The 23,062-nt window shown below is 71.3% G+C and carries 23 protein-coding genes; 11 read left to right on the forward strand and 12 right to left on the reverse strand.

Annotation, left to right across the window (positions count from 1 at the left end):
- Positions 1-52 precede the first annotated feature (52 nt).
- Positions 53-634, forward strand: a complete 582-nt coding sequence (locus ACZ63I_RS17140; RefSeq protein WP_469339424.1) for a TetR/AcrR family transcriptional regulator — start codon at positions 53-55, stop codon at positions 632-634.
- 103 nt (positions 635-737) lie between these two features.
- Here ACZ63I_RS17140 and ACZ63I_RS17145 read toward each other — a convergent pair whose 3' ends face one another.
- Positions 738-2,333 (reverse strand): FMN-binding glutamate synthase family protein, encoded by a 1,596-nt coding sequence (locus ACZ63I_RS17145; protein WP_469339426.1) that lies wholly within the window; start codon positions 2,331-2,333, stop codon positions 738-740.
- Positions 2,334-2,622: 289 nt separating this feature from the next.
- Here ACZ63I_RS17145 and ACZ63I_RS17150 point away from each other — a divergent pair, with 289 nt between their 5' ends.
- From ACZ63I_RS17150 to ACZ63I_RS17170, 5 genes are all read left to right on the forward strand, one after another.
- Entirely contained in the window at positions 2,623-3,699 is a 1,077-nt protein-coding gene (locus ACZ63I_RS17150) for an acyl-CoA dehydrogenase (RefSeq protein ID WP_469339427.1), read from the forward strand.
- Complete coding sequence (locus ACZ63I_RS17155; RefSeq protein WP_469339429.1) at positions 3,696-4,463, forward strand: PIG-L deacetylase family protein; 768 nt, start codon at positions 3,696-3,698, stop codon at positions 4,461-4,463. Before ACZ63I_RS17150 ends, ACZ63I_RS17155 begins: the two co-directional genes overlap by 4 nt.
- A complete protein-coding gene (locus tag ACZ63I_RS17160; RefSeq protein ID WP_469339431.1) occupies positions 4,460-5,077 on the forward strand; it encodes a class I SAM-dependent DNA methyltransferase in 618 nt (205 codons plus the stop codon). Before ACZ63I_RS17155 ends, ACZ63I_RS17160 begins: the two co-directional genes overlap by 4 nt.
- Complete coding sequence (locus ACZ63I_RS17165) at positions 5,074-5,841, forward strand: glycosyltransferase family 2 protein (RefSeq protein ID WP_469339433.1); 768 nt, start codon at positions 5,074-5,076, stop codon at positions 5,839-5,841. Before ACZ63I_RS17160 ends, ACZ63I_RS17165 begins: the two co-directional genes overlap by 4 nt.
- Before the next feature lie 135 nt (positions 5,842-5,976).
- Positions 5,977-6,318, forward strand: coding sequence for an SCO0607 family lipoprotein (locus ACZ63I_RS17170; RefSeq protein ID WP_469339435.1), 342 nt, complete (start codon positions 5,977-5,979; stop codon positions 6,316-6,318).
- 81 nt (positions 6,319-6,399) lie between these two features.
- Here the strand turns inward: ACZ63I_RS17170 and ACZ63I_RS17175 are convergent, their stop codons facing one another.
- A complete protein-coding gene (locus ACZ63I_RS17175; RefSeq protein WP_469339437.1) occupies positions 6,400-7,038 on the reverse strand; it encodes a TetR/AcrR family transcriptional regulator in 639 nt (212 codons plus the stop codon).
- Positions 7,039-7,164: 126 nt separating this feature from the next.
- Here ACZ63I_RS17175 and ACZ63I_RS17180 point away from each other — a divergent pair, with 126 nt between their 5' ends.
- The 3 genes from ACZ63I_RS17180 (at position 7,165) to ACZ63I_RS17190 (ending at position 11,070) form a co-directional block, all read left to right on the forward strand.
- Entirely contained in the window at positions 7,165-8,646 is a 1,482-nt protein-coding gene (locus tag ACZ63I_RS17180) for an MFS transporter (protein ID WP_469339438.1), read from the forward strand.
- A gap of 98 nt (positions 8,647-8,744) precedes the next feature.
- Positions 8,745-8,873 carry an LPFR motif small protein gene (locus tag ACZ63I_RS17185; protein WP_469339440.1) on the forward strand — a complete coding sequence of 43 codons (129 nt, stop codon included), beginning with the start codon at positions 8,745-8,747 and terminating at the stop codon, positions 8,871-8,873.
- Between the two features lie 160 nt (positions 8,874-9,033).
- Positions 9,034-11,070 carry a metallopeptidase domain-containing protein gene (locus ACZ63I_RS17190; RefSeq protein ID WP_469339442.1) on the forward strand — a complete coding sequence of 679 codons (2,037 nt, stop codon included), beginning with the start codon at positions 9,034-9,036 and terminating at the stop codon, positions 11,068-11,070.
- 88 nt (positions 11,071-11,158) lie between these two features.
- On the opposite strand, the gene ACZ63I_RS17195 is transcribed toward ACZ63I_RS17190, so the two are convergent.
- Positions 11,159-11,518, reverse strand: a complete 360-nt coding sequence (locus ACZ63I_RS17195; protein WP_469339443.1) for a hypothetical protein — start codon at positions 11,516-11,518, stop codon at positions 11,159-11,161.
- Between the two features lie 184 nt (positions 11,519-11,702).
- Here ACZ63I_RS17195 and ACZ63I_RS17200 point away from each other — a divergent pair, with 184 nt between their 5' ends.
- Together ACZ63I_RS17200 and ACZ63I_RS17205 are read left to right on the forward strand one after the other, a co-directional pair.
- Entirely contained in the window at positions 11,703-14,087 is a 2,385-nt protein-coding gene (locus ACZ63I_RS17200) for an ATP-binding cassette domain-containing protein (protein WP_469339445.1), read from the forward strand.
- A gap of 80 nt (positions 14,088-14,167) precedes the next feature.
- Positions 14,168-14,674 carry a carboxymuconolactone decarboxylase family protein gene (locus ACZ63I_RS17205; protein ID WP_469339447.1) on the forward strand — a complete coding sequence of 169 codons (507 nt, stop codon included), beginning with the start codon at positions 14,168-14,170 and terminating at the stop codon, positions 14,672-14,674.
- A gap of 45 nt (positions 14,675-14,719) precedes the next feature.
- On the opposite strand, the gene ACZ63I_RS17210 is transcribed toward ACZ63I_RS17205, so the two are convergent.
- From ACZ63I_RS17210 to ACZ63I_RS17250, 9 genes are all read right to left on the reverse strand, one after another.
- Positions 14,720-15,562, reverse strand: coding sequence for a helix-turn-helix transcriptional regulator (locus tag ACZ63I_RS17210; protein WP_469339449.1), 843 nt, complete (start codon positions 15,560-15,562; stop codon positions 14,720-14,722).
- A gap of 42 nt (positions 15,563-15,604) precedes the next feature.
- The gene (locus tag ACZ63I_RS17215; RefSeq protein WP_469339451.1) at positions 15,605-16,366 is read right to left on the reverse strand and encodes an SDR family NAD(P)-dependent oxidoreductase; all 762 of its coding nucleotides are present in this window, start codon (positions 16,364-16,366) and stop codon (positions 15,605-15,607) included.
- A gap of 152 nt (positions 16,367-16,518) precedes the next feature.
- Positions 16,519-17,076 (reverse strand): NADPH-dependent FMN reductase, encoded by a 558-nt coding sequence (ssuE, locus tag ACZ63I_RS17220; RefSeq protein WP_469339452.1) that lies wholly within the window; start codon positions 17,074-17,076, stop codon positions 16,519-16,521.
- A 49-nt stretch (positions 17,077-17,125) separates the two neighbouring features.
- On the reverse strand, positions 17,126-17,890 hold the full coding sequence (locus tag ACZ63I_RS17225) for an alpha/beta hydrolase (RefSeq protein WP_469339454.1): 765 nt from the start codon (positions 17,888-17,890) through the stop codon (positions 17,126-17,128).
- Position 17,891: 1 nt separating this feature from the next.
- Positions 17,892-18,944, reverse strand: a complete 1,053-nt coding sequence (locus ACZ63I_RS17230; protein ID WP_469339456.1) for an LLM class flavin-dependent oxidoreductase — start codon at positions 18,942-18,944, stop codon at positions 17,892-17,894.
- A 92-nt stretch (positions 18,945-19,036) separates the two neighbouring features.
- Positions 19,037-20,377: an LLM class flavin-dependent oxidoreductase gene (locus ACZ63I_RS17235; protein WP_469339457.1), complete on the reverse strand. Its 1,341-nt coding sequence runs from the start codon at positions 20,375-20,377 to the stop codon at positions 19,037-19,039.
- Between the two features lie 67 nt (positions 20,378-20,444).
- A complete protein-coding gene (locus ACZ63I_RS17240; RefSeq protein WP_469339459.1) occupies positions 20,445-21,287 on the reverse strand; it encodes an ABC transporter ATP-binding protein in 843 nt (280 codons plus the stop codon).
- Positions 21,284-22,174, reverse strand: coding sequence for an ABC transporter ATP-binding protein (locus ACZ63I_RS17245; protein ID WP_469339460.1), 891 nt, complete (start codon positions 22,172-22,174; stop codon positions 21,284-21,286). The genes ACZ63I_RS17240 and ACZ63I_RS17245 overlap by 4 nt, the downstream gene beginning before the upstream one ends.
- Positions 22,174-23,061: an ABC transporter permease gene (locus ACZ63I_RS17250; RefSeq protein WP_469339462.1), complete on the reverse strand. Its 888-nt coding sequence runs from the start codon at positions 23,059-23,061 to the stop codon at positions 22,174-22,176. Before ACZ63I_RS17250 ends, ACZ63I_RS17245 begins: the two co-directional genes overlap by 1 nt.
- Position 23,062: the final 1 nt, after the last annotated feature.

The raw sequence follows: 23,062 nt of genomic DNA on the forward strand, positions 1-23,062 counted from the left end.
AGGCACACTTTTTTGGACCCGCAAGTCCAGAACACGTGGTACGTTCGAGGAGGTGGGACTGACGACGAAGGGCCGGGCCACTCGGCAGCGGATCATCGACGGGGCCGCAGCGATGCTGCGCGGTTATGCTCCCGGCGACATGACGCTCGACGACGTCCTGGCGGTCACCGGCACCAGCAAGGGCCAGCTCTTCCACTACTTTCCCGGGGGCAAGGAGGAGCTTCTGCTGGCCGTCGCGCGGGCCGAGGCGGACAAGGTCATCACCGACCAGCAGCCGCATCTCGGCGCGCTCACCTCCTGGGCGGCCTGGAGCGACTGGCGGGACGCGGTCGTGGCCCGCTACCGCGCGCAGGGGGCGAGCTGTCCGCTCGGCAGCCTGATGAACCAGGTCGGCGGCACCCCCGGCGCCGCCGAGGTGGTGACGACGCTGCTGCGTCAGTGGCAGGGCGACATCCGCCGGGGAATCACCGCGATGCAGGCGCGGGGCGAGGTGGATCCCGCGCTGGACGCCGATCGCATGGCGGCCGCCTTCATCGCCGGGATCCAGGGCGGTGTGCAGATGCTCCGGACGACCGGGAGCACCGCGCATCTGGAGGCGGCCATGGACGTACTCATCGAGCATCTGCGCCGCTGAGCCGCGGTCGTTGAGCCGCAGTCGTTGAGCCACGGTCGTTGAGCCGCCACCGTTGAGCCGCCACCGTTGAGCCGCCCGTCGCTGCGGCCCCGTCGCGCGGCCGCTACGCGGCCTGGACGGCGTGGAAGGTGTCCGGGTCGGCCGATTCCCAGTCCTGTCGCCAGGACGGCGGTGTGTCCGTGAGGAGTTGACGGGGCGTCAGCCAGTCGTAGAGGTCCGCGTAGCTCCGGGTGGTGTGGGCGTCCACGCGGTGCAGCAGCATATGGGGCCCCAGTTGGGCCGGTTCGGCCACGCCCATCGAGGCCATGATCTGCAGGGCGCTCTTGACGGTCGCCTCCTGGAAGCGGCGCACGCGCTGCGACTTGTCGCCCACGTCGACCGCGCGCCCCCGGCGCGGATCCTGCGTCGCGACACCGACGGGGCAGGTGTTGGTGTGGCAGCGCTGGGCCTGGATGCAGCCGACCGCGAACATCATCGCCCGCGCGGCGTTGGTGTAGTCCGCCCCTTGCAGCAGCCGTTTGACCACGTCACTGCCGGTGGCCACCTTGCCGCTCGCGCCGATCCGGATCCGTTCCCGCAGACCGGTGCCGACGAGGGCGTTGTGTACGGTCATCAGCCCCTCGGTCAGCGGCAGTCCGACGTTGTCGGCGAACTCCAGCGGCGCCGCGCCCGTACCGCCCTCCGCGCCGTCCACGATGATGAAGTCCGGTGTCACCTGCTCCGCCAGCATGGCCTTGCAGATGGCCAGGAACTCGTGGCGCGAGCCGACGCACAGCTTGAAGCCGACCGGTTTGCCGTCCGCCAGTTCACGCATCCGGGCGAGGAAGCGGACCAGTTCGCGCGGGGTGGAGAAGACCCGGTGGTACGGCGGCGAGGTGACCGTCTCGCCCTGCGGCACTCCGCGCACCTTCGCGATCTCCGCGTTGACCTTCTTGCCCGGCAGGACACCGCCGATGCCCGGCTTGGCACCCTGACTGAGCTTGAGTGAGACGCACTTGACGTTCTCGTGGCCGGCCTTCTCGGCGAACTGCTCCTCGTCGAAGCCGCCGTCCTCGGTACGGCAGCCGAAGTAGCCGGTGCCGATTTCCCAGACCAGATCGCCGCCCGGCCGCAGGTGGTACTCCGAAAGACCGCCTTCCCCCGTGTCATGGGCGAAGCCGCCCAGTGCGGCGCCCGTGTTGAGGGCGAGCAGCGCGTTGGGCGACAGCGAACCGAAGCTCATCGCCGAGACGTTCAGCAGCGCCATGTCGTACGGCTTCGTGCAGTCCGGGCCGCCGATCCGCACCCTGGGCGGGTCGGTGCGCACCGGGCGCGGGGCCATCGAGTGGATGAGGTATTCGCTGCCCACGTCGTTGAGCTGGCGCTCCGTACCGAAAGGCTCCTCGGCGTCGGTCCCCTTGGCCCGCTCGTAGACGATGCTGCGGGTGTCGCGGTCGAAGGGGCGGCCGTCGAAGTTGCGCTCGATGAAGTACTGCTGCAACTCGGGCCGCAGCCCCTCCAGCGCGAACCGCAGATGGCCCAGCACCGGATAGTTGCGCAGGATCGAGTGCCGGCGCTGGAGCAGGTCGTAAGCGGCCAGCAGCAGCGCGGCCACCAGCGGGACGCCGGCCGGCCACCACCACGGAGAGAGCAGCAGGGCGGCCAGCACCGCCGCGGCGGCCGTCACCCCCAGCAGAACAAGCGCAGATATTTTCGACACCCCAGCCACCTGTCCCCGTCCTGCGGACGCAATCCAGGAACGCGCGCCGAGAACGCCGACCGGGAGCGGTGGATCCCCCCGCCGAAGCGTTTGCGGGGGCCGACGGCACGGGGCACGGTGTGACAGATACGTCACAGCGGTGACTGTTGTGGCATTCCGTGGCGTTTGTGTCGAGTGGACAGGGGCAAGCGGCACTCCCCCGGTGCGACGACAGCGCCGGACCGAACACCTTCCCCATAGACCGAACACCTTCCCCGCAGACCGAACCCCTTCCCCACAGGAGGAACGAGTGACCGCTGAAGCGGCTGCCGCCACCGGCCGACCGGCCGGGCCCGGCACGGACCCCACCGACACCACGGGGGTACTCGATCCGGCCACGCTGCGCCAAGAGGTCGCCGCGCGGTTCACCGACCTCGTCGAGAGCGGTGGGCTCGTGGCGCCACTGCCCGGCGCCGGCAGGACCGGGGAGCGTTTTCGCGCGCTGTCGGACCTCGGCCGCGCGGACCTCTCGCTGGCCCGGCTGGGCGAAGGGCACCTCGACGCCGTGGCGATCCTCGACGAGCTGGACGGCCCGCGCCCCGGCCCCGGTGAGCGCTGGGGCGTCTGGGCGGCGCAGCCGCCGGGCCCCGGGCTGAGCGCCGAGCGGCGGCCGGACGGATGGCGGCTGTCCGGCCTCAAGCCGTACTGCTCCGGCGCGCACGTCTGCACGCACGCCCTGGTCACCGCCGACAGCGACGAGGGCCGGCGGCTGTTCGCCGTACGCGTGGCGGAGCGTGGGGTGAGTCCGGTGGCCGGCACCTGGCAGGCGGTCGGCATGGCCGGCAGCGACACCCCCGACGTCACCTTCTCCGACGTACCGGCCACCCCCGTCGGGGAGGTCGGGGAGTACGTCGAGCGGCCCGGCTTCCAGCACGGCGGGATCGGCGTCGCGGCCTGCTGGCTCGGCGGCGCGCGGGCCGTAGCGGACACACTGCTTGCCTCGGCGCGCAAGCGGACGCCGGACGCCCACACGGCGGCGCATCTGGGCTCCGTGGATGTGCTGCTCAGCACTGCCGAGACGGTACTGGCCCAGGCGGGCGACGACATCGACGCCGACCCGCTGGACGCCCTCGGCAACGCCCGGATGCGCAGCCTGCGCGTACGCGCCCTGGTCGAGCAGGTCTGTACGGACGTGCTCGGCCATGTGGGACGGGCGACCGGCGCCGGCCCGCTCTGCCACGACGCCCGGCACGCCAGGAACGTGGCGGACCTGACCGTCTACATCCGCCAGCACCACGCCGAGCGCAATCTGGCCGAGCTGGGCCACCTCGTGGCCGAGCGTGCGGAAGCCGGAGGCGACGGCACCACGCGCGAGGCGGGCCGGTGAGCGGCGCGCGGCAGGCGGCGGCCGACGCCATCGAGGCGCCCGGCACCCCGGAGGCGCGCTGGGCGTCCTGGGAGGGCCTCGACCGCCTCCCCGAGGCTCCGCTGCCCACCGCGGGACCCGTGGTGGTCGTGGCGGCGCATCCGGACGACGAGGTGCTCGGCTTCGGCGGCGCCCTGGCCACCCTCGCGGCGGCCGGCACCGAGGTCGTGCTGGTGTCGGTCACCGACGGCGAGGGGTCGCACCCACGCAGCCGCCGTACGGACTCGGCCCGGCTCGCCGAGACCAGGGAGGCCGAGCTGGCGGCAGCGCTGTCCGAGCTGGGCCTGCCCGCGCTAGCGACGCACCGGCTGCGCGTGCCCGACACGCAGGTCGACACGTACGAGCGGCGGGTGCGCTCGGCGCTCACCGAACTGCTCGGCGAGACGCACGCCGCCCGCTGTGTCGCGCCGTGGACCGGCGATCTGCACAGCGACCACGAGGCCGCGGGCCGCGCCGCCGTGGCCGCGTGCGCCGACGCGGACGTACCCCTGTGGCTCTATCCGGTGTGGCTGTGGCACTGGGCCGCGCCCGCCGACCCACGGGTGCCCTGGCACACCGCTGCCCGCATCACACTGACCGACGCGGCACACTCCCGCAAACTGCGCGCCGTCGAGCGGTTCACCAGCCAGATCGCTCCGCTCGGCGCGGGGCCCGGTGAGGAAGCGATCCTGCCTCCCGAGGAACTCGCCCACCACACAAGACCGTTCGAGGTGGTCTTCACATGAGCACGCCCGCAGGCTACTTCGAGGCGATGTACGAGAACGCGGCGGATCCCTGGGATCTCGCCGGCCGCTGGTACGAGCAGCGCAAGTACGCCATCACCCTTGCCGCGCTGCCCCGGCGGCGCTACCGCAGCGCCTTCGAGCCCGGCTGCTCGGTCGGTGTGCTGACCCGGCTGCTGGCCGACCGCTGCGAGCGCCTGCTGTCGACCGACCGGATTCCGGGCGCGGTCGCGACGGCGGCGGCGCGCTCCCGCGACCTTCCCGGGGTCGAGGTGCGCGAGTTGGCGGTCCCCGCAGGCTGGCCGGAGGGGACCTTCGACCTCGTCGTCCTGTCCGAGCTGCTGTACTACTTCGACGACACGGAACGGCAGGCCGTTCTCGACCAGTCGGTGGCGAGCCTGGAGCCCGGCGGCACCCTCGTCACCGTGCACTGGGACCATCACGTCCCCGAACACCGGTTCACCGGAACCGAGTTGGTCCCGCTGGTCGCCGCCACACCCGGCCTCCACCTGCTCACCGACCACCGCGATCCGGACTTCGTCCTCCAAGTGTTCGCCAAGCGGTACGCGGACGGCAGCCCCGTGAAGTCCCCTGCGGCGGACGAGGGACTGGTGTGAGCGGCCCGCCGGCTCCCCGCTCCGTCACCGCGTGCGCCGTCGTCGTACCCGCGCACGACGAGGCCGCTTCGCTGCCCGCCACACTGCGCACCGTACGGGCCGCCGCGAAGCACCCCGCGCTGGCCGGTGTGCGCGTACTGGTCGTGGTGACGGCGGACGACTGCCGCGACGACACCGCCGGCGCCGCTCGCCGAGGGGGCGCGCAGGTGGTCGAGGTCGCGCATCGCAACGTGGGCGCGGCGCGGGCCGCCGCGGCGGACGCGGCGCTCGGCCTGCTGGGTGCGGAGCCCGGTTCGGACGGCGGAGAGCACACCGGCGCCTCGGGGATCTGGCTCGCCACCACCGACGCCGACACGCTCGTGCCGCAGAACTGGCTGGCCCATCAGCTCCGGCACGCGCGCCGCGGCTGGGACTGCGTCGTCGGTACGGTACGGGTCGCCCCGCACCCCACCCTCGGCGCCGTGACCGTGGCGCGCCATGACGCGCGCTACTTCGCGGGGCGCCCGGTCGGCGCCGCGTGGGCGCATCCGCACGTCCACGGCGCGAATCTGGGCGTGGCGGCATCCGCGTACCTCCGGGCGGGCGGGTTCCCCGCCCTTCCGCACAGCGAGGACCACGCGCTGGTGGCGGCGCTGGAACGCACCGGCAGCACGATCCTGCGCACCGACGCGTGCCCCGTCCTCACCTCGGGCCGCGCCGATTTCCGCGCGCCGTACGGTTTCGGCGCCCTCCTCGGCAAGCTGGCGGCGCAGGAACCGACTTAGACGCTCAGTCAGAGACCGACGCGGTCGTCCCGGCATGTTGAGCATCCCGTCCGGCCTTTCTGAGTACGGGTACTCACGGCGCGGCAGCACCTCGACGGCGAGGGTAGGGGCACACCGAGCGACTGGAGAGAAACCATGGCCACGCCCCGCGTCAACCGGATCGCCTCCGCCCGCCGCCCCGGACGGGTCCGCGTCGTCGCGGCCGCCCTCGTGAGCGCCGCCGCGGTCGGCGTCCTCACCGGTTGCGCCGGCCTCGAATACAAGGAGGCCATCTGCAGCCACGGCGAGTACCCCACCCTGGCGGTAGGAAGTACGGGAGGAGCCTGCTTCTCGGACAAGGAAGAGCCCTCGGCGGGATACGCGCGCTACCCCGCAGGCAAGGTCCCCAAGCACGTCGACGACAAATGGGACGTGTACTGGAACACCCACACCCTCGACAAGGACGGCAAGATCATCACCGCCCCCGACGCGAGCTGACCGAACCGGTCACCCATGCGAAGTCGGCGAGTGTGAGGTGTTGGTGCCGACGGCACTTGCCCCGGTGTACCGGCGTGGGATTTACGCCCCTTCGGTCCGGGACACCGCGCCCGCCGGGCCGACCAGCGCCTCGATCGCGTCCTCGATCGCCGACCGCAGATCGTCGACGTCGGCCGTTGCCAGCGGTTCGACGGGGGCCATGGAGCGCAGCGCGATCACCCCGCTGAACAGGGCCAGTACCAGTTGCGCGCGCAGTTCCGTCTCGCGCCCCGAGCGCGGCGCCGTTCCTTCGGGGCCCGTGCCGCCCGCCGCGACGATCCGGGCGACCGCGTTGTCCATGGCCAGGGTGCGCAGTCCCTGGATCTCCGCGTCGACGCTGCTGTCGCGCAGCAGCAGGAGCATGGGGTGGCCGCCGAACTCGGACCAGGCGCCGGGGCGCAGACCGTCGAGGAAGTCGTCGACGATGCCCTCGGTCGAGGCCTCGCTGTCGGCCAGCGGGTCGGGGGACGCGGCCACGACCGCCTGGAACAGGCCCTGCTTGCCGCCGAAGTAGCGGTTGATCAGCATCAGGTTGACGCCGGCGTCCTCCGCGACGTCGCGTGTGGTCGTCCGGTCGTAGCCGAGGACGGCGAAGCGCCGTCTCGCCGATCGCAGCAGGGCCAGGCGGGTCGCTTCGGCGTCGCGCGGGCGGGGCTCCTTGGCGGGCGGCGTGGTGTGCATGTGACCATCCTCCCCCATGTAATCGCTTGATTGACTCACCGCGCCGCCGCTCGTAGGGTCTGTGCAGATGTAATCAAACGATTGCATCACTGATGAGAGCATCACTGTGAACGGGCAGGAAAACCGATGACCGAGACACCGGCAAGCCTCGAAAACCTCTCCCCGCCCGCGCGGGACAGCGAAGAGGGTTCGGGACTTGGCACAAACCTTCAGATCCTCGCCGTGGGTCTTGGCGCGCTCGCCGCCGCGCTCGCCCAGACCCTGATCATCCCGGTCCTGCCTGAGCTGACCGGCGACCTGCACACCTCGGTGGGCAACGCGCAGTGGCTGCTGACATCGACCCTGCTCGTCGCCGCCGTCTCGGTGCCGGTGCTGGGCAGGCTGGCCGACATGTTCGGCCGCCGTCTGGTGCTGCTGGTCAGCCTCGGCGGGCTCGCGCTCGGATCGGTGATCGACGCGCTCACGTCGAACTTCACCGTCATGCTCATAGGCCGCGCGGTGGCGGGCCTGTCGGCCGCCGCCATTCCGCTCGGCATCAGCCTGCTCGCCGTCGTCCTGCCGGAGCAGCGCCGCGGCTCGGCGACGGCGCTGGTGAGCGCGATGCTCGGGATCGGCAGCGCGCTCGGCCTGCCGCTGGCCGGGCTCATCGGGGACAACGCCGACTACCACATCCTGTACTGGATCGGTGCGGGCGGTGCGGTGGTCAGCGGGGCCCTCATCTTCGCCCTGGTCTCCGAGCCGCCGGCCGCCCGCGAGCGGCGGATCGACTGGCCGGGCATCATCCTGCTCACCCTCGGCCTTGTCTGCCTGATCCTCGGCATCTCGCAGGGCAGCGCCTGGGGCTGGAGTTCGCTGCGGATCATCGGGCTGTTCGTCCTCGCTGTCGCTTCGCTCGTCGCCCTGGCCACGGTGGAGTCCCGGGTCGCCAACCCGCTGATCGACATGTCGGCGCTGCGCCGCCCGCCGATCGCCCTGACCAACATCGCGTCGATGTTCGTCGGCTTCGCGCTGTTCGCGAGCTTCACCGGCACCACCTCGTACGTGCAGGCGCCTGAGGCGACCGGGTACGGCTTCGGCTCGTCGGTCCTCACCGCCGGGCTCTGCCTGCTGCCCAGCGGTCTGCTGATGCTCGTGCTGGCGCCCGTGGCCGCCAAGGTGATCGCGAGCTGGGGGCCCGCGCGCGTCCTGGCACTCGGCGGTGTGGTGATCGCCGCGGGGCTGGTGTTCCGTATGGTCTTCGTTGACTCGCTGTGGCAGGTCGTGGTGGGCAGCTCGATCATCGGGGCCGGTACGGGTGTCGGCTACGCCGCGCTGCCCGCGCTGATCAACACGCACACTCCCTCGTCGCAGCTCGCCGCGGCCAACGGGATCAACGCCCTCTCCCGCAGCCTGGGCTCCTCCCTGGCCAGCGCCGTCGGCGGCGCGATCCTGTCGGCCATCACACTGAACCTCGGCCCGGCCGAGCTGCCCTCCCTCAACGGCTACCGCGTCCTGTTCGCCATCTGCGCGGCTGCGGCCCTCACCGCCGCCGCCATCGGGCTCGTCGTCTCCCGGGAACCCGCGCCCGGCACCACCCTCAGGACCGCCGGGGCCTCGTCGCAGGACTGATGTGTCTATCCGCCTCGAACGCGGGCAGGCGAACAAGTAGCCAGCTCGTAGGTGTCCCACAAACGCACAGGCGGGTCGCACATCTCAAGGAGGTCCCCATGCTCAAGGCCATCGCAGACATGTTCAGGGCCGTCGGTGGTGCCATCGCCACGGTCGTGACCCTGCCTTTCCGTCTCGTCGCCCGGCTCTTCGGCGGCGCGTCGGACACGGCGCACGGACACCACTAGTTCGCTATACGGAACACTCGCTCGCGGTTGCCAGGGAATGGTTTCCACCATGTTTCCTGGCAATCGCTGCTTTCCGCTGCCCCGTTGACACTGCACTGCGGTAGTTCTACGCTCCGAGCGTTCGGCTTATGGAACGGCGACGCTCAGGAGGCAGTGCCACGTGAGGTCAGGTCTGATCGGCCGAAAGGCGAGAACGCTGGCGGTGGTGGCCGTCGTCGCGGGGGCCGCCGTGCTCGGCAACGCCGGTGCGGCGCCCGCGAGCCCCGTGGGCGCCGCACCGGCCGCCGCGCGGATCGGGGACCCGTTCGCCCCCGTCGACCCGCAGCATCCCGAAGACCAGCAGGACATGACCTGGAGCGACTACCAGGACGTGCCCGGCACGGACTGGGCGGATCCGGATCTGCGGCCCACCCGGCAGAAGCTGAGGATCGCGCTGGTCGCTGTCGACTTCCCGGACCAACCCTTTGTCATGACCCTGCCCAAAAAGAGCGATCCCTTCGGCAATCCGCAGATCGATCCCGTGGGGCGCGGCGACATCGCGACGTTCTACGCGGACTTCTACAACAAGCCCAGCGCGCTCAACCACGGCCACACCGTCAACCAGTACTGGATGGAGCAGACGAACGGCCGCATCGGCGTCGAGTTCGTCCCCCTCGGCCAGTACGAGGCGCCGCGCCCCTCGTACGAGTACGGGCTCAACGACATCGGCCAGGAGGGCACGGGCTGTCCGGGCGGCCACACCTGCGACGGCAGCATCGAGCGCGACATCGACCCGCTGTGGAAGGCGGACGTGGGCGCCGACCAGGCGAAGTCCTTCGACCGCGTGATGCGCATCTACGCCGGCTACGACGAGACGTCCGTCTGGCAGGAGTTCGGCGAGATGAAGTTCCAGACACCGGACGACGTCCCTGACGAGTGGGGCCCGCCGGACCCGGCGCTGCCCAACGCCGTACGCAGCCGCTACACCGGCTTCACCTCATGGAAGGCCGGCTCGCAGCTCTGGGGGAACTCCGGCATCCGGCAGGGCGAGAGCTCGGGGACCATCACCCACGAGATCACCCACACCTTCGACGTCGGCGACAACAACAACAATCCGTATGTGGAGCCCTTCCACCGGGCCGGCACAGGCCCCTTCGACGTGCTCGACCGCGGCTCCTTCAACGGTCCCGGCGGGCCGCACAACCGGTGGCAGGTACCGGCCACCGAAGGCGCGTCCATGCCGGCCGGGCAGACGGTCCGTACGAAGACCAAGCTCGGCTTCATCGACGACGAGCAGTTGCTGACGCTGTCCCCGCAGGCCCTCGCCGGCAACGGCCTCGCGGTGTTCGACGTGCGGGCCAGATCGGCCAAGGTGCAGAAGAACGCGCTGCAGGGCGTCCGGGTCGACCTGGGCACGGACAGGACCCCGGCCTGCGACGTCGCCAAGGATCCGTTCTGCGCGGGGCCCGGCTTCAGCGACTACACCATCGAGACCGTGCAGCGGATCGGCGCCGACTCCTTCACCCCCGACCACGGGGTGATGCTCACGAAGAACAAGCCCTTCGACGACGAGGGCGACAGTTGCGGCTACCTCTGCTTCAGTTGGATGATCGACGCCAATCCCCAGGACATCCGCATGGTCGACTTCACCAGGCCGGACGGTACGAAGGTGATGCGCTCGACCGGTGACTACCGCCAGCTCAACGACGGCCTGTTCCACGCGGGCACCGACTCGGGCAGCGCGTACGAATACACCGACAAGGCCAACCGGCTGCAGTTCTACGTCATCGGCAAGAAGACGACAGCGGCGGGCGAACTCTCCTACACCGTGGCGGTGCGCTCGCTCGACGGATCGGGGCCGCAGAAGCGCGGTGTGGCACTGACCCGCGGTACGCCGGGCGGCAAGGCGAGCGGCAAGGGCGCGGTCTGCACCTTCGGACTCGCCAACACCGGACACGCCGCACGGGGCGCTTCCGGGCCGGCGGCGGCGTACGAGAACGCGGACGTCTACCGGCTGTCGGCGAAGGCCGGGAGCAAGGGCTGGCGGGTGGCGCTGCCCAGCGCCCTGGCCACGGCGAAGGCCGGTGCGCGTACGACCGTGAACGTCGCGGTCGCGGCGGGCAAGGGCGCGGCCAAGAGCGGGAAGGTGACACTGACGGCGCGCTCGGAGAGCGACCCGCACAAGACGGCTACCGCGACCTGCACCGTACGGCGCTGACGGCGGCGTAAAGGCGTACGCGTGCGTATGACGCGGGCCCCCGAAACGGCCTGACCGTTTCCGGGGGCCCGCTTCCGCGTCTCGTGCCTCACACCGGCGGCAGCCGGCGCCGCACCGCCTCCACACTGTCGCCGCCGCTGGTGTTGAACGCGATGGCGGCCTTCGGCGCATGCCGCCGGACCAGGTTCACGACCTCCTCGAAGAAGGTCAGCAGGGGTTCCGGCTTGCGGATGCCGCCGCCGATGACCACCACGTCCCACTCCCGCTCGGACAGCGCCGCCACCACCGCGGCCTCGGCCGACGCGTCCGGTGCGAGCAGTGTCATGGCGGCGTCGATGCCGTGCTGGGCGAAGCGGGCGAGTTCGCCGTCCAGGACGGCGCGCAGGGCGTCGCCGTCCATGCCGGGCACCGTGTGCGGATCGAACCCCAGGATGAGAGCGGACGTCATACCCTCGAAGACGATCGGCCGCATGTGCCGGTTCCGGCCGGACCAGGGCTTCGGTCAGGAGCTTCGGTCAGGAGCTTCGGTCAGGAATCGAGAAGCACGCTCACCCGGGCAGCGACTAGCGTTCGTCGGTGTGCAGGCCGCCGCGACCGCGAAGCGGCGCCCGACAGATGGAGAGACGACACCCATGGCCAAGAGGACGAGCGCGCAGCCGCCCGCACCGCACGACGCCGACAGCCACGACCTGATCCGCGTGCACGGCGCGCGGGTGAACAACCTCAAGGACGTGAGCATCGAGATCCCGAAGCGCCGGCTGACGGTGTTTACCGGTGTGTCGGGGTCCGGCAAGAGTTCGCTGGTGTTCGGCACGATCGCCGCCGAGTCGCAGCGGCTGATCAACGAGACCTACAGCGCTTTCGTGCAGGGCTTCATGCCGACGCTGGCGCGGCCCGAGGTCGATGTGCTCGACGGGCTGACGACCGCGATCATCGTGGACCAGCAGCGGCTGGGCTCGGACCCCCGCTCCACGGTCGGCACGGCGACCGACGCCAACGCCATGCTGCGTATCCTCTTCAGCCGGCTCGGGCAGCCGCACATCGGCTCGCCCAACGCGTACTCCTTCAACGTCGCCTCGGTCCGTGCCACCGGTGCGATCACGGTCGAGCGCGGTACGGCCAAGACCGTACGGAAGACCTACACGCGGGCCGGCGGCATGTGTCCGCGCTGCGAGGGCAGGGGCGCCGTCTCCGACATCGATCTGGCCCAGCTCTTCGACGACTCGAAGTCGCTCGCCGAGGGCGCGATCACCGTCCCCGGCTACAGTATCGACGGCCACTGGACGCTGCGGCCCTTCACCGAGTCGGGCTTCCTCGACCCGGCCAAGCCGATCCGCGAGTACACCAAGAAGGAGATGCACGACTTCCTGTACCGCGAGCCGACGAAGGTGAAGATCAACGGCATCAACATCACCTACGAGGGGCTGATCCCCAAGGTGCAGAAGTCGTTCCTGTCCAAGGACAAGGAAGCGATGCAGCCGCACATCCGGGCGTTCGTGGACCGGGCGGTCACCTTCACCGCCTGCCCCGACTGCGCGGGAACGCGGCTCAGCGAGGCGGCCAGGTCGTCGCTGATCGGCGGAGTCAGCATCGCCGACGCGTGCGCGATGCAGCTCAGCGACCTGGCGGCCTGGGTGCGCGGGCTCGACGAGCCGTCGGTCGCGCCGCTGCTCACGGCGCTGCTGCGGACGCTGGAGTCGTTCGAGGAGATCGGTCTCGGCTATCTCGCGCTGGACCGGCCCGCGGGCACGCTGTCCGGCGGTGAGGCGCAGCGCGTCAAGATGATCCGCCATCTCGGCTCGTCGCTCACCGACACCACGTACGTCTTCGACGAGCCGACCATCGGTCTGCACCCGCATGACATCCAGCGGATGAACGGGCTGCTGCTGCGGCTGCGGGACAAGGGCAACACGGTGCTGGTCGTGGAGCACAAGCCGGAGACCATCGTGATCGCCGACCATGTGGTCGACCTCGGTCCCGGCGCGGGCAAGGCGGGCGGCAGTGTCTGCTTCGAGGGGACCGTGGAGGGGCTGCGGACCGGCGGCACCCTCACCGGCCGCCACTTCGACGACCGGGCGACCCTCAAGGAGGACGTGCGCAAGTCCACCGGGGTGCTGGAGATCCGCGGCGCGGCGGAGCACAACCTGCGGGACGTCGATGTCGACATCCCGCTCGGCGTGCTCACGGTCATCACCGGGGTTGCGGGCTCCGGCAAGAGTTCGCTGGTCCACGGCTCGGTGTCGGGGCGGGACGGGGTGGTCTCGATCGACCAGGGCGCGATCCGCGGTTCGCGGCGGAGCAACCCCGCCACGTACACGGGGCTGCTCGACCCGATCCGCAAGGCGTTCGCGAAGGCCAACGGCGTGAAGCCGGCGCTGTTCAGCGCCAACTCCGAAGGCGCGTGCCCCAACTGCAACGGCGCCGGGGTCATTTACACCGACCTGGCGATGATGGCCGGTGTCGCCACGGTGTGTGAGGAGTGCGAGGGGAAGCGGTTCCAGGCCGCCGTGCTCGAACACCACCTCGGCGGGCGCGACATCAGCGAGGTGCTCGCGATGTCGGTGGGCGAGGCCGAGGAGTTCTTCGGCGCCAGTGACGCGCGTACGCCTGCGGCCCACACGATCCTCGGCAGGCTCGCGGATGTCGGGCTCGGCTATCTCACCCTGGGCCAGCCGCTGACCACCCTGTCGGGCGGCGAGCGGCAGCGGCTGAAGCTGGCGACCCACATGGCCGAGAAGGGCGGCGTCTACGTGCTCGACGAGCCGACGGCGGGGCTGCATCTTGCCGATGTCGAGCAACTGCTCGGCCTGCTCGACCGGTTGGTGGACTCCGGGAAGTCGGTCATCGTGGTGGAGCACCACCAGGCGGTCATGGCGCACGCCGACTGGATCATCGATCTGGGTCCCGGCGCCGGACACGACGGCGGCCGGATCGTCTTCGAGGGCACCCCGGCCGACCTCGTGGCGGACCGCTCCACCCTCACCGGCGAGCATCTGGCGGCGTACGTCGGAAAGTGAGCGGGAGCGCCGGTCACACTCCTTCGCCGGGCTCCGTCAGAGCAGTGACGGCACCACGGAAACCCGAAGGGAAGACCATCATGCGAGCACGTCCCATCACGGCGGAAGTACCGGCACCGCCGCGGCTGGCCACCCGGCCCGAGGAGCTGCTGCCCGAGCTGGCGGAGGTGTCGGCGGCGCTGTTCCGGGCCACCGGCGGCCAGGCCGTGCCGCGCAGCACGATCGGGCTGGTGCACCTGCGCGCCGGCCAGATCGTCGGCAACACCTATCTGACCGTGCTGCACACCGGCCTGCTGCGGAAGGCCGGTGTGTCGGAGGAGCGGATCACGGCGGTGTCGTCGTGGCAGGACGCGACGTATTTCAGCGGCGCCGAGCGGGCCGCGCTGGCGCTGGTGGAAGCCGTGCTCCAGCCGTCCGCGCACGGCGAGCGGGTGCCCGACGAGTTGTACGCGCAGGTGTCCGAGTACTACGACGAGAAGGCGCTCGTCGCCTTGATCACCGTCATAGGACAGGTCAACTTCTTCATCCCGCTCGCCCTGATCGCCAAGCCCGTACCGGGCCGGTCGTTCGCCGACCCCTGGGTCTGACACCGGTCTCCCACCTGGCGGGTCGCGCCCTTCGCGTGGCGCCCGTCAGGTGTACGGCTGCCGGTCGCCGACGACCGACAACAGCCGCAGTTTCTCGTGGCTTTCGGTGCCGGGGGTCGCGGTGTAGACGAGCAGGGCCTGCGCCTGGTCTGCGTCGAAGAGGACCTGGCAGTGCAGTTCGAGGATGCCGAGATCGGGGTGCTGGATGCGTTTGCGGTCGTCGTCGCGGCGGATGCTGATCTCGTGGGCGCTCCACAGCCCGGCGAACTCCTCGCTCCGCGCCAGCAGGACGTCCACGATCTGCCCGGCGCGGGAGTCCGCACCCTGCCGGGAGTAGGCGGCCCGCAGTTCGGAGGCGAAGATCCGGCTGTGGGTCGGGTGGTCGGCCTCGGGGTAGATGCGCCGAGCGCCGGGATCGGTGAACCAGCGGTGGAAGAGGCTGCGGTCGAGCCCCGTGTACCTGGCCTCGTCGCCCAGCAGGGCGACGGCGGGCCGGGTCTGCACCAGGGTTTCCGCCAGCGAGGTGATGACCTGCGCCGGGGTGTCGTGGAGGCGGTCGAGGACCCGCATCATGCCCGGCGACACATGGTCGCCGCGCAGGCTCCGGGTGGGAGTGTTGTGTCCCGCCGTCCGGAAGAGGTGGTCGCGCTCGTCCAGGGACAGATGGAGCCCTCGGGCGATGGCCGCGAGCATCGGCTCGGAGGGTACGGGGCCGCGCTGCTGCTCGACGCGCGTGTAGTAGTCGACGGACATGCCGCACAGGGCGGCGACCTCCTCGCGGCGCAGCCCCCGGGTGCGCCGTCGGGGGCCACGGGGCAGGCCGACGTCCTCCGGTTGCAGCGCCTCACGGCGGGAGCGGAGGAAGTCGGCGAGTTGTGCTCGGTCCATGGCAGGATTCTCCCTCCGGTACGGCCCCGCGGACACCTCGGCTCAGAGCAGGGTGCCGCCGGACGCCTCGATGCGCTGCGCCGTGATCCAGCCGGTGCCGGGTGCGAGCAGGGCGGCGATCACCCCGCCGATGTCCGCCGGGTCACCCACCCTGCCCAGGGCGGTCTGCCCGGCGAGCTGCGCACGGAACTGCTCGTCGTCGCGCATCGCGCCCCCGCCGAAGTCGGTGCCGATCGGTCCCGGCGCCACCGCGTTGACGCTGATGCCGCGCCCGCCCAGCTCCTTCGCCAGATACGTGGTGTACGTCTCGATCGCGGTCTTGACCGACGCGTACACCGACCAGCCCTCCCCCACGAACCGGGTGAGACCCGTCGAGAGATTGATGATCCGCCCTCCGTCGGCGAGCAGCGGGAGCAGTTCCTGGGTGAGGAAGAAGACCCCCTTGAAGTGGACGTCCACCAGCAGGTCGAACGTCTCGGCCGTGGTACCGCCGACCGGTGTCACCGCGGCCACACCGGCGTTGTTGACCAGGAAGTCGAAGGTGTCCCGCTCCCAGGTGACGCTCAGCGCGTCCCGCACGGCGGCCGCGAAGTCCGGAAAGGTGCCGGACGCCGCTGTGTCCAGCTCCAGGGCGACGGCCTTGCGGCCCAGGGCGGTGACGGCGTCCACGACCGCCGCCGCCTCGTCCTTGTGCGACCGGTACGTCAGGATGACGTCGGTGCCGGCCTCGGCGAGCTGGAGGGCGGTGGCCCGGCCGAGCCCTCGGTTCCCGCCGGTGATCAGGGCAATGCTGTGCTCGCTCATCGAAGACTCCTCGTTACGTGGCAGGTGGATCGTCTGCAACGATCCCTCGCACGCGGAGGCGGATGAAGGCACAGCCGATCCAGGGACGGCCGGTCCCCCTGTCCCGGTGGCGGGCCCGGGACTCACCCGGTACTCACCCGTTCACCCGTTGCTCACCCGGTCGGTGCGAGTACGGCGGTACGGCCGCCCAGCGCGGCCGAGAACCGGTCGGTGACCTGGGCCAGTGCCTCGGCGGTGACCGGCTCGACGGTCAGGGAGCCGTCCTCGCCGACCGTGAGGTGCTTGTCGAGGGTGAACCAGCCGGGGGCGATGTGCCCGGCCCCCATGGAGCTGAGCACCGGGCGCAGCGCGTAGTCGATGGCGAGGACATGGGCCGTGGTGCCGCCGGTGGCCAGCGGCAGGACGGTCTTGTCGGCCAGCGCGTACTGCGGGAGCAGGTCGAGCAGCGACTTCAGCAGCCCCGAGTAGGCGGCCTTGTAGACGGGGGTGCCGATGACCACGCCGTCCGCCTCGGCGAACAGGGCCGTGGCGGCGACGATGGCCGGGTGCCCGAAGTCCGCGCCGAGCAGCGCTTCGGCGGGCAGGGTGCGTACGTCCAACGCGGTGACGTGGTGGCCCTGTTGGCGGAGCCGGTCGTCCAGGTGGCGCAGCAGGCGCGAGGTGCGGGAGGTGGCGGACGGGCTGCCCGATACGGACAGGATGGTGGCCATGGCAGGACCTTTCAGCGTCGGGGTTCGGGCGTGGGGACGGCGGCGGTGCTCACCACGCGCTGGTCTCCACCGCGATGAGCGGGACCAGTCCGGCCCGCAGTGTCTCCAGGAAGGTGACGGTCTCGGCGGCGACCGAGCGGTGCTGCAGGTCGTTCAGTACGTCGTGGTGGGCGCCCCGGACTACCGAAAGGCGGGCGCACTGCTGGGACTTGGCGGCGCGGACGAGTGCTTCGCTGTCGGCGAGCGGGTCGGCGTCGCCTATCAGGATCAGGGCGGGCACGGCGAGTTCGCTGTCGTAGGCGGCGGTGAGCAGGGCCTCGGGGACCGCTGTGCCGAGCGCGCCGCGCCGGACCTCGGCGTCGTCGGTGAGGGTGCCCCGGTGGGCGGGGCAGGAGGTGCGTACGTCGAGTTCGTCGTCCCAACCGCCCTCGCCGGAGGTGCTGTTGCGGCCGGGGAGCCCGGCGAGGACGACGGCGTCCGGCCGCCCGTCTGCCGCGGTCGCGTCCTGGCCGAGGAGCGCCGCGACGGCGACGGCGCCGGTGTCGGCTCCCACCACGACGACCGGGCGGACGACAGCGTCCTCGGTGGCCGTGTCCTCGACGGCCTCGGCGAGCCGCGCGCCGAAGCCGCGCAGCGAGCCGGTCAGCTCCCGGCTGTCCGGGGCGTCGACGACCCGTACGCGATAGGCGTCGGCGGCGAGCCGCTTGCCGAACCGGGCGTAGGTCGCCCTGGTCTCCCCCCGGCCGGGCACCACGATGACCGTGCCGCGGGTGCGCAGCCCCTCGGGGGCGTGGTGGTCGGTGTACTCGGTCATCTCATACTCCTGCGGGGTGGGGCACGGATGCGAGGTGGCGGCCGGGCTTTTCCGCCGGTGTCCAGCCCAGGGCCGGGGCCACCTCGGTCGCGATGAGTTCCAGGGCGCGGACCGCCGCTTCGTGGTCGGGGACGGCGGGGTTGAACTGGGTGATGAGGTCGGTCGCGACGGGCAGCACCTTCTCCTGCCGGAGCGCGGCGACGATCTCGTCGGGGTGGCCGTAGAACGAGTGGAAGCGGCGCAGTGCCTCGGCCACGTCGAGATCCTTGGGGAAGGCGCCGCTCTTCGCCATGCGCAGCGCCGCCCGGTGGACGTCGTCGCTGATGTGGCTGAGTGCGGTGCGGCGGTCCTTCGCCGGGAACACGAAGCGGGACAGCCCGATCCTGGGGCGTCTCGGCTGGTCCCAGGCGGCGAGGTACGCGTCGGCCCACGGCCGCTGGACCTCGTCGGTGGGCGCGTCGAAGCCGTACGCGGCGCGGTTGAGCAGCAGGTTCGAGCCGCCGGCCGCCGCGTACCCGGCGCCGCCGCCGCTGAAGACGCCCTGCCAGATCCGGTCGGTGAAGCCGGTAGGACGCGGTTGGATACGGAAGTCCGGTGTGCGCACCTCGTCGCCGGCCAGGGCGGTGCGCAGCAGGTCGAGGTGGTCGCTGGTCAACTCGCGCTTGCGGGCCACGTCCTTGCCGAACGCGGCGTACTCCTGGCTGTTGGCGCCGCTGCCCACGCCGATCTCGACGCGGCCCCCGCTGAGCGTGTCGACGGTGGCGACGTCCTCGGCGAGCCGGACGGGGTCCTCCAGCGGGAGGACCGTGATGGCGGTGCCGAGCCGAATGCGCTTGGTGCGCGCGGCGGCGTGGGCGAGGAAGGTCCACGGTGAGGACAGGCCGCCGCCGCCGAGCGGTACGTGGTGCTGGGCCACCCAGCCGACGTCGAAGCCGAGTTCGTCGGCGACGACGAAGAGGTCCTGGGCGTTGCGGTACGTCTGGGCGACGTCGTCGCCGCGGCCCTGGACGTGGGTGAGGAAGCAGAGCCGGAAACGCGGGGTCTCGGTGGTCATGGGATGCGTGCCTTTCGGACGGGTCCGGTCGGGTGCGGGCGCCGGTCGGGTGCGGGCGCCGGTCGGGTGCGGGCGCCGGTCGGGTGCGGGCCTCAGTCGTTGGCGAGCTGGGGCTCGCGGTCGTGCTGGTTGGCGGGGACCGGGAGGCCGAGGTTGCCGCGCAGCGTGTCGGCCTCGTACGCGGTGCGGAACAGGCCGCGCTTCTGCAGGAGCGGGACGACACCGTCCACGAAGAGGCTGATGTCGTCCTCGGTGCGGAAGGCCAGGTTGATGCCGTCGAAGGTGCCGGCGTCGAACCACTGCTCGATGGTGTCGGCGACGGTCTGCGGCGCGCCGACGAACGGGGAGCGACGGAACTGGCTCAGCCCCTCCGCTACTTGACGCAACGTCAGGTTCTCGGTCCGGGCGCGCTCGATGATCTTCGACGCGCCCGTCCTGCCGCCCTTCTCCGCGAGGTGGGCCACGTCGGGGAACGGCGCGTCCAGGTCGTGGCGGCTGAAGTCGTACGCGCCGAACGAGCGGCCCAGCAGCGCGAGATTGCGGTCGAAGTCGTTGTCCTCCTCGAAGATCTCCCGCTCGCGGATCCTCGCCTGCTCGTCGGTCGCGGCGACGACCGGGCCGCCGTGGATGAATATCTTGATGTGCTCGGGGTCCCTGCCGTACGCCGCTGTGCGCTTCTTGATGTCGGTGTAGTACGCCTGCGCCTGCTCCAGCGGCCCGCCGGGCGCGTAGATGCCCTCGGCGACCCGCGCCGCCAGGTCGCGGCCCTCCTCGGAGACCCCGGCCTGGAAGATCACCGGCTGGCCCTGCGGGGAGCGGGAGAGGTTGAGCGGGCCCGCCACACTGAAGTGCTCACCGACGTGGTCGAGCGCGTGCAGTTTGGCCGGGTCGAGGAAGACGCCCCGCTCCACGTCGGCGGGGAAGGCGCCGTCCTGGTAGGAGTCCCACAGCCCGCGGGCGACCTGGACGAACTCCAGGGCGCGGCCGTAGCGGGTGGTGTAGTCGAGATGCTCCTCAAGGCCGAAGTTCCTGGACGCGCCGGTGTCGAAGCTCGTCACCACGTTCCAGCCGGCCCTGCCGCCGCTGATGTGGTCCAGCGAGGCGAACCTGCGGGCGAGGTTGAACGGCGAGTTGTACGTCGAACTCGCCGTGCCCACCAGGCCGATGTGCTTGGTGTGGGTGGCGACGGCAGACAACAGGGTCAGCGGTTCGAGCCGGTTGAGGTAGTGCGCGGGGTAGGTGGCGTTGATGAACTGGCTGTCGACCACGAAGAGCGCGTCGAAGAGGGCGTGTTCGGCGGCCTGGGCCTGCCGGATGTAGTAGTTGATGTCGATGCTGGCGTTCTTGGCGACGCGCGGGTCCTTCCAGAGGCCGTGCTGGCCGGGGCCGCCGACGCCGTACGGGTGCAGTGCGAGATGGAGCTTGCGGGACATGGCTGTTCCTTCGCTGTGGTGGGCTGCCGGGGTTCGGGGCTGTGGCGGGTGCGGCTCGGTGCCGGGGTCAGGCGTGCAGCAGGGCGCGCAGGGCTTCGCGCTCGGCGCGGCCTGCGGCGGCGGTGTGCAGGGTCGGCGCCGAACTGACGAGCAGGCGGGTGTAGAGGTGTTGCGGTTCGTTGATGACGTCGCGGGCGGCGCCGACCTCGGCCAGCTCGCCCCGGTACAGCACCGCGATACGGTCCGCGATGCCGGCGACGGAACCGAGGTCGTGCGAGATGAAGACGAGGGCGACCCCGGCGGCCCTGAGTTCCTTGAGGATCCCCAGGATCTGCACGCGGTTCGCCGAGTCGAGGGCGCTGACCGGCTCGTCGAGGATGAGCAGCCGGGGTTCGGTGACCAACGCGCGCGCCACGGCGACCCGTTGGCGCTGCCCGCCGGAGAGTTCCCCCGGCAGCCGGCGGAGCAGTTCCTCGGGGAGTCCCACCCGGTCGAGTACCGCGCGGATCCGCTCCCCCGCCTCCTTGCGCGGCACACCCTGGATGATCAGCGGATCGGTCAGGGAGTCAGCGACGGTCAGGTCGGGGTCGAGGCTGCGCAGCGGGTCCTGGAAGACGTACTGGATCACCCCGCGGCGGCGCAGGGCGCGCCACTGCCGGTTTCCGTACGCGCTGACGTCCTCGCCGTCGATGACGATCGACCCCGCCGACGCGCGCACCAGGCCGAGCGCCGCGCGGGCGAAGGTGGACTTGCCCGAGCCCGTCTCGCCGATCACCCCGACGGTCTCGCCGGGTGCGACACTGAGCGAGACGCCGTTCAGGGCGCGCCTGCGCTTGCGGCGCAGGCCGTAGTGGACGTCGAGCCCGGTGACGTCCAGCACCGGTGCGGCGGGCCGCGGTTCGTCGGTCATGACGGCTCCTTCACCGTGCGGAACTTGTCCAGGCCGTACTGCTCGTGCTCGGCGATGAGCATCCGGGTGTACGCGTGCCGCGGCTGGTGGAGCACCGCTTCGGTCGGCCCCTGCTCGACCACCTCGCCCTGCCGCATGACGAGGACTTCGTCGCAGAGCTGGGCGACGACGGCGAGGTCGTGGGAGACGACGACGAGCGCCAGGCCCGCGCGTTCGCGCAGTTCGGCGAGCAGGTCGAGGATCTCGGCCTGGACGGTGACGTCGAGCGCGGTGGTGGCCTCGTCGGCGATGAGGAGCTGCGGGTCGGCGGCGATGGCGGCGGCGATGAGGACGCGCTGGAGCATGCCGCCGGACAGCTCGTACGTGTACTGGCCGCTGACCAGCTCGGGGTCGCTCAACTGGACCGCCCGCAGCAGCTCGACTGCGCCGTGCCGTGCTTCGCGCCGGGTCAGTCCCTTCTTGAGCCTGATGACTTCGGCGATCTGCGCGCCGACCCGGATGGACGGGTTGAGGTAGGACGCCGGGTCCTGGAAGACGGCGCTGATCGTGGTGCCCCGCAGGGCGGTCCACTGCTGCGGTGTGAGGGTGCCGATGTCGGTCCCGTTGATCGCGATCGAGCCGCCGGTGACCTCGAAGTGCGGCGGCAGGATGCCCAGGGTGGCGCGGCAGGTGATGGTCTTGCCGCTGCCCGACTCGCCGACGATGCCGACGGCCTTGCCGGGCGTCAGCTCGAAGCTCACCCCCTGGACGATCTCCCGGTCGCTGACGTGGTCGCTGACGCGTACGTCGCGCAGGGCGAGCACCGGCGGGGCGGGCGGCTCGGCGGTCTCGGGCGCCGGGAGCGGCCGGACGTCCTGCTGGGTGCGGTTCTTGGACAGCGTCGTCATCACGCACCTCCGGCGGGAGCGGGTTCGGTCTTGTCGAGTCGGTTGGCGCGGGCCTTGCGGTTGTTGACGAGCGCGCGGCCCGACTCGCCCGACACGTCGCGGATCGCGTCGGCCAGCAGGTTGCTGCCCCAGACCGTGATCATGATCAGCAGTGCGGGGGCGAAGGGCGCCCACGGCTGGTGGCTGAGGTAGCCGAGGTCGGAGGCGAGCAGACCGCCCCAGGTCGGTGCGGGCGGCTGGACGCCGATGCCGAGGAAGGTGAGGCTCGCGACGATCACGAACCCGACGCCGATGGTCTGGGCGAGCGCGACCGCGATCGGCGGCAGCACCTTGACCCAGACGTGCCGGCGCACCACCCAGCGGATGGAGGCGCCGGAGATGAGCGCGGCCTCCACGTACTGCGAGCGGGCCACCCCGAGCGTCGCGGCGCGGGACACCCGGTAGAACAGCGGTGACACCAGCGCGCCGGTGACGAGCATCGCCTGGGTGATGCCGTTGCCGAGCAGGGCGATCACGGCGACGGCGAACAGCAGGAACGGCAGGGCGACGAGGGTGTCGGCGAGCCGCAGCGTGAGCCATTCGAAGACCCGGCCGAGATACACCGACAGGATGCCGGGGACCGCGCCCACCGCCAGTGCCATCAGGGCCACTTCGACCGAGCCGAGGACGCTGACCCGGGAGCCGTCGAGCAGCCGGCTCAGCACGTCGCGGCCGAGGTAGTCCGTGCCCAGCCAGTGCGAACCGGAGGCGGCGGCCAGTGTGTTGTCACTGGTGGCCAGGGGGTCGTGCGGGGCGAGCAGCGGGCCGAAGACCGCCAGCAGGGCGATCACGGCGAGGATGACCAGGGCGATCCGGCCGGACGTGAGTGCGAGAACGCGGCGCACCATG

This window comes from Streptomyces sp. NPDC087906 (genome assembly GCF_055584925.1).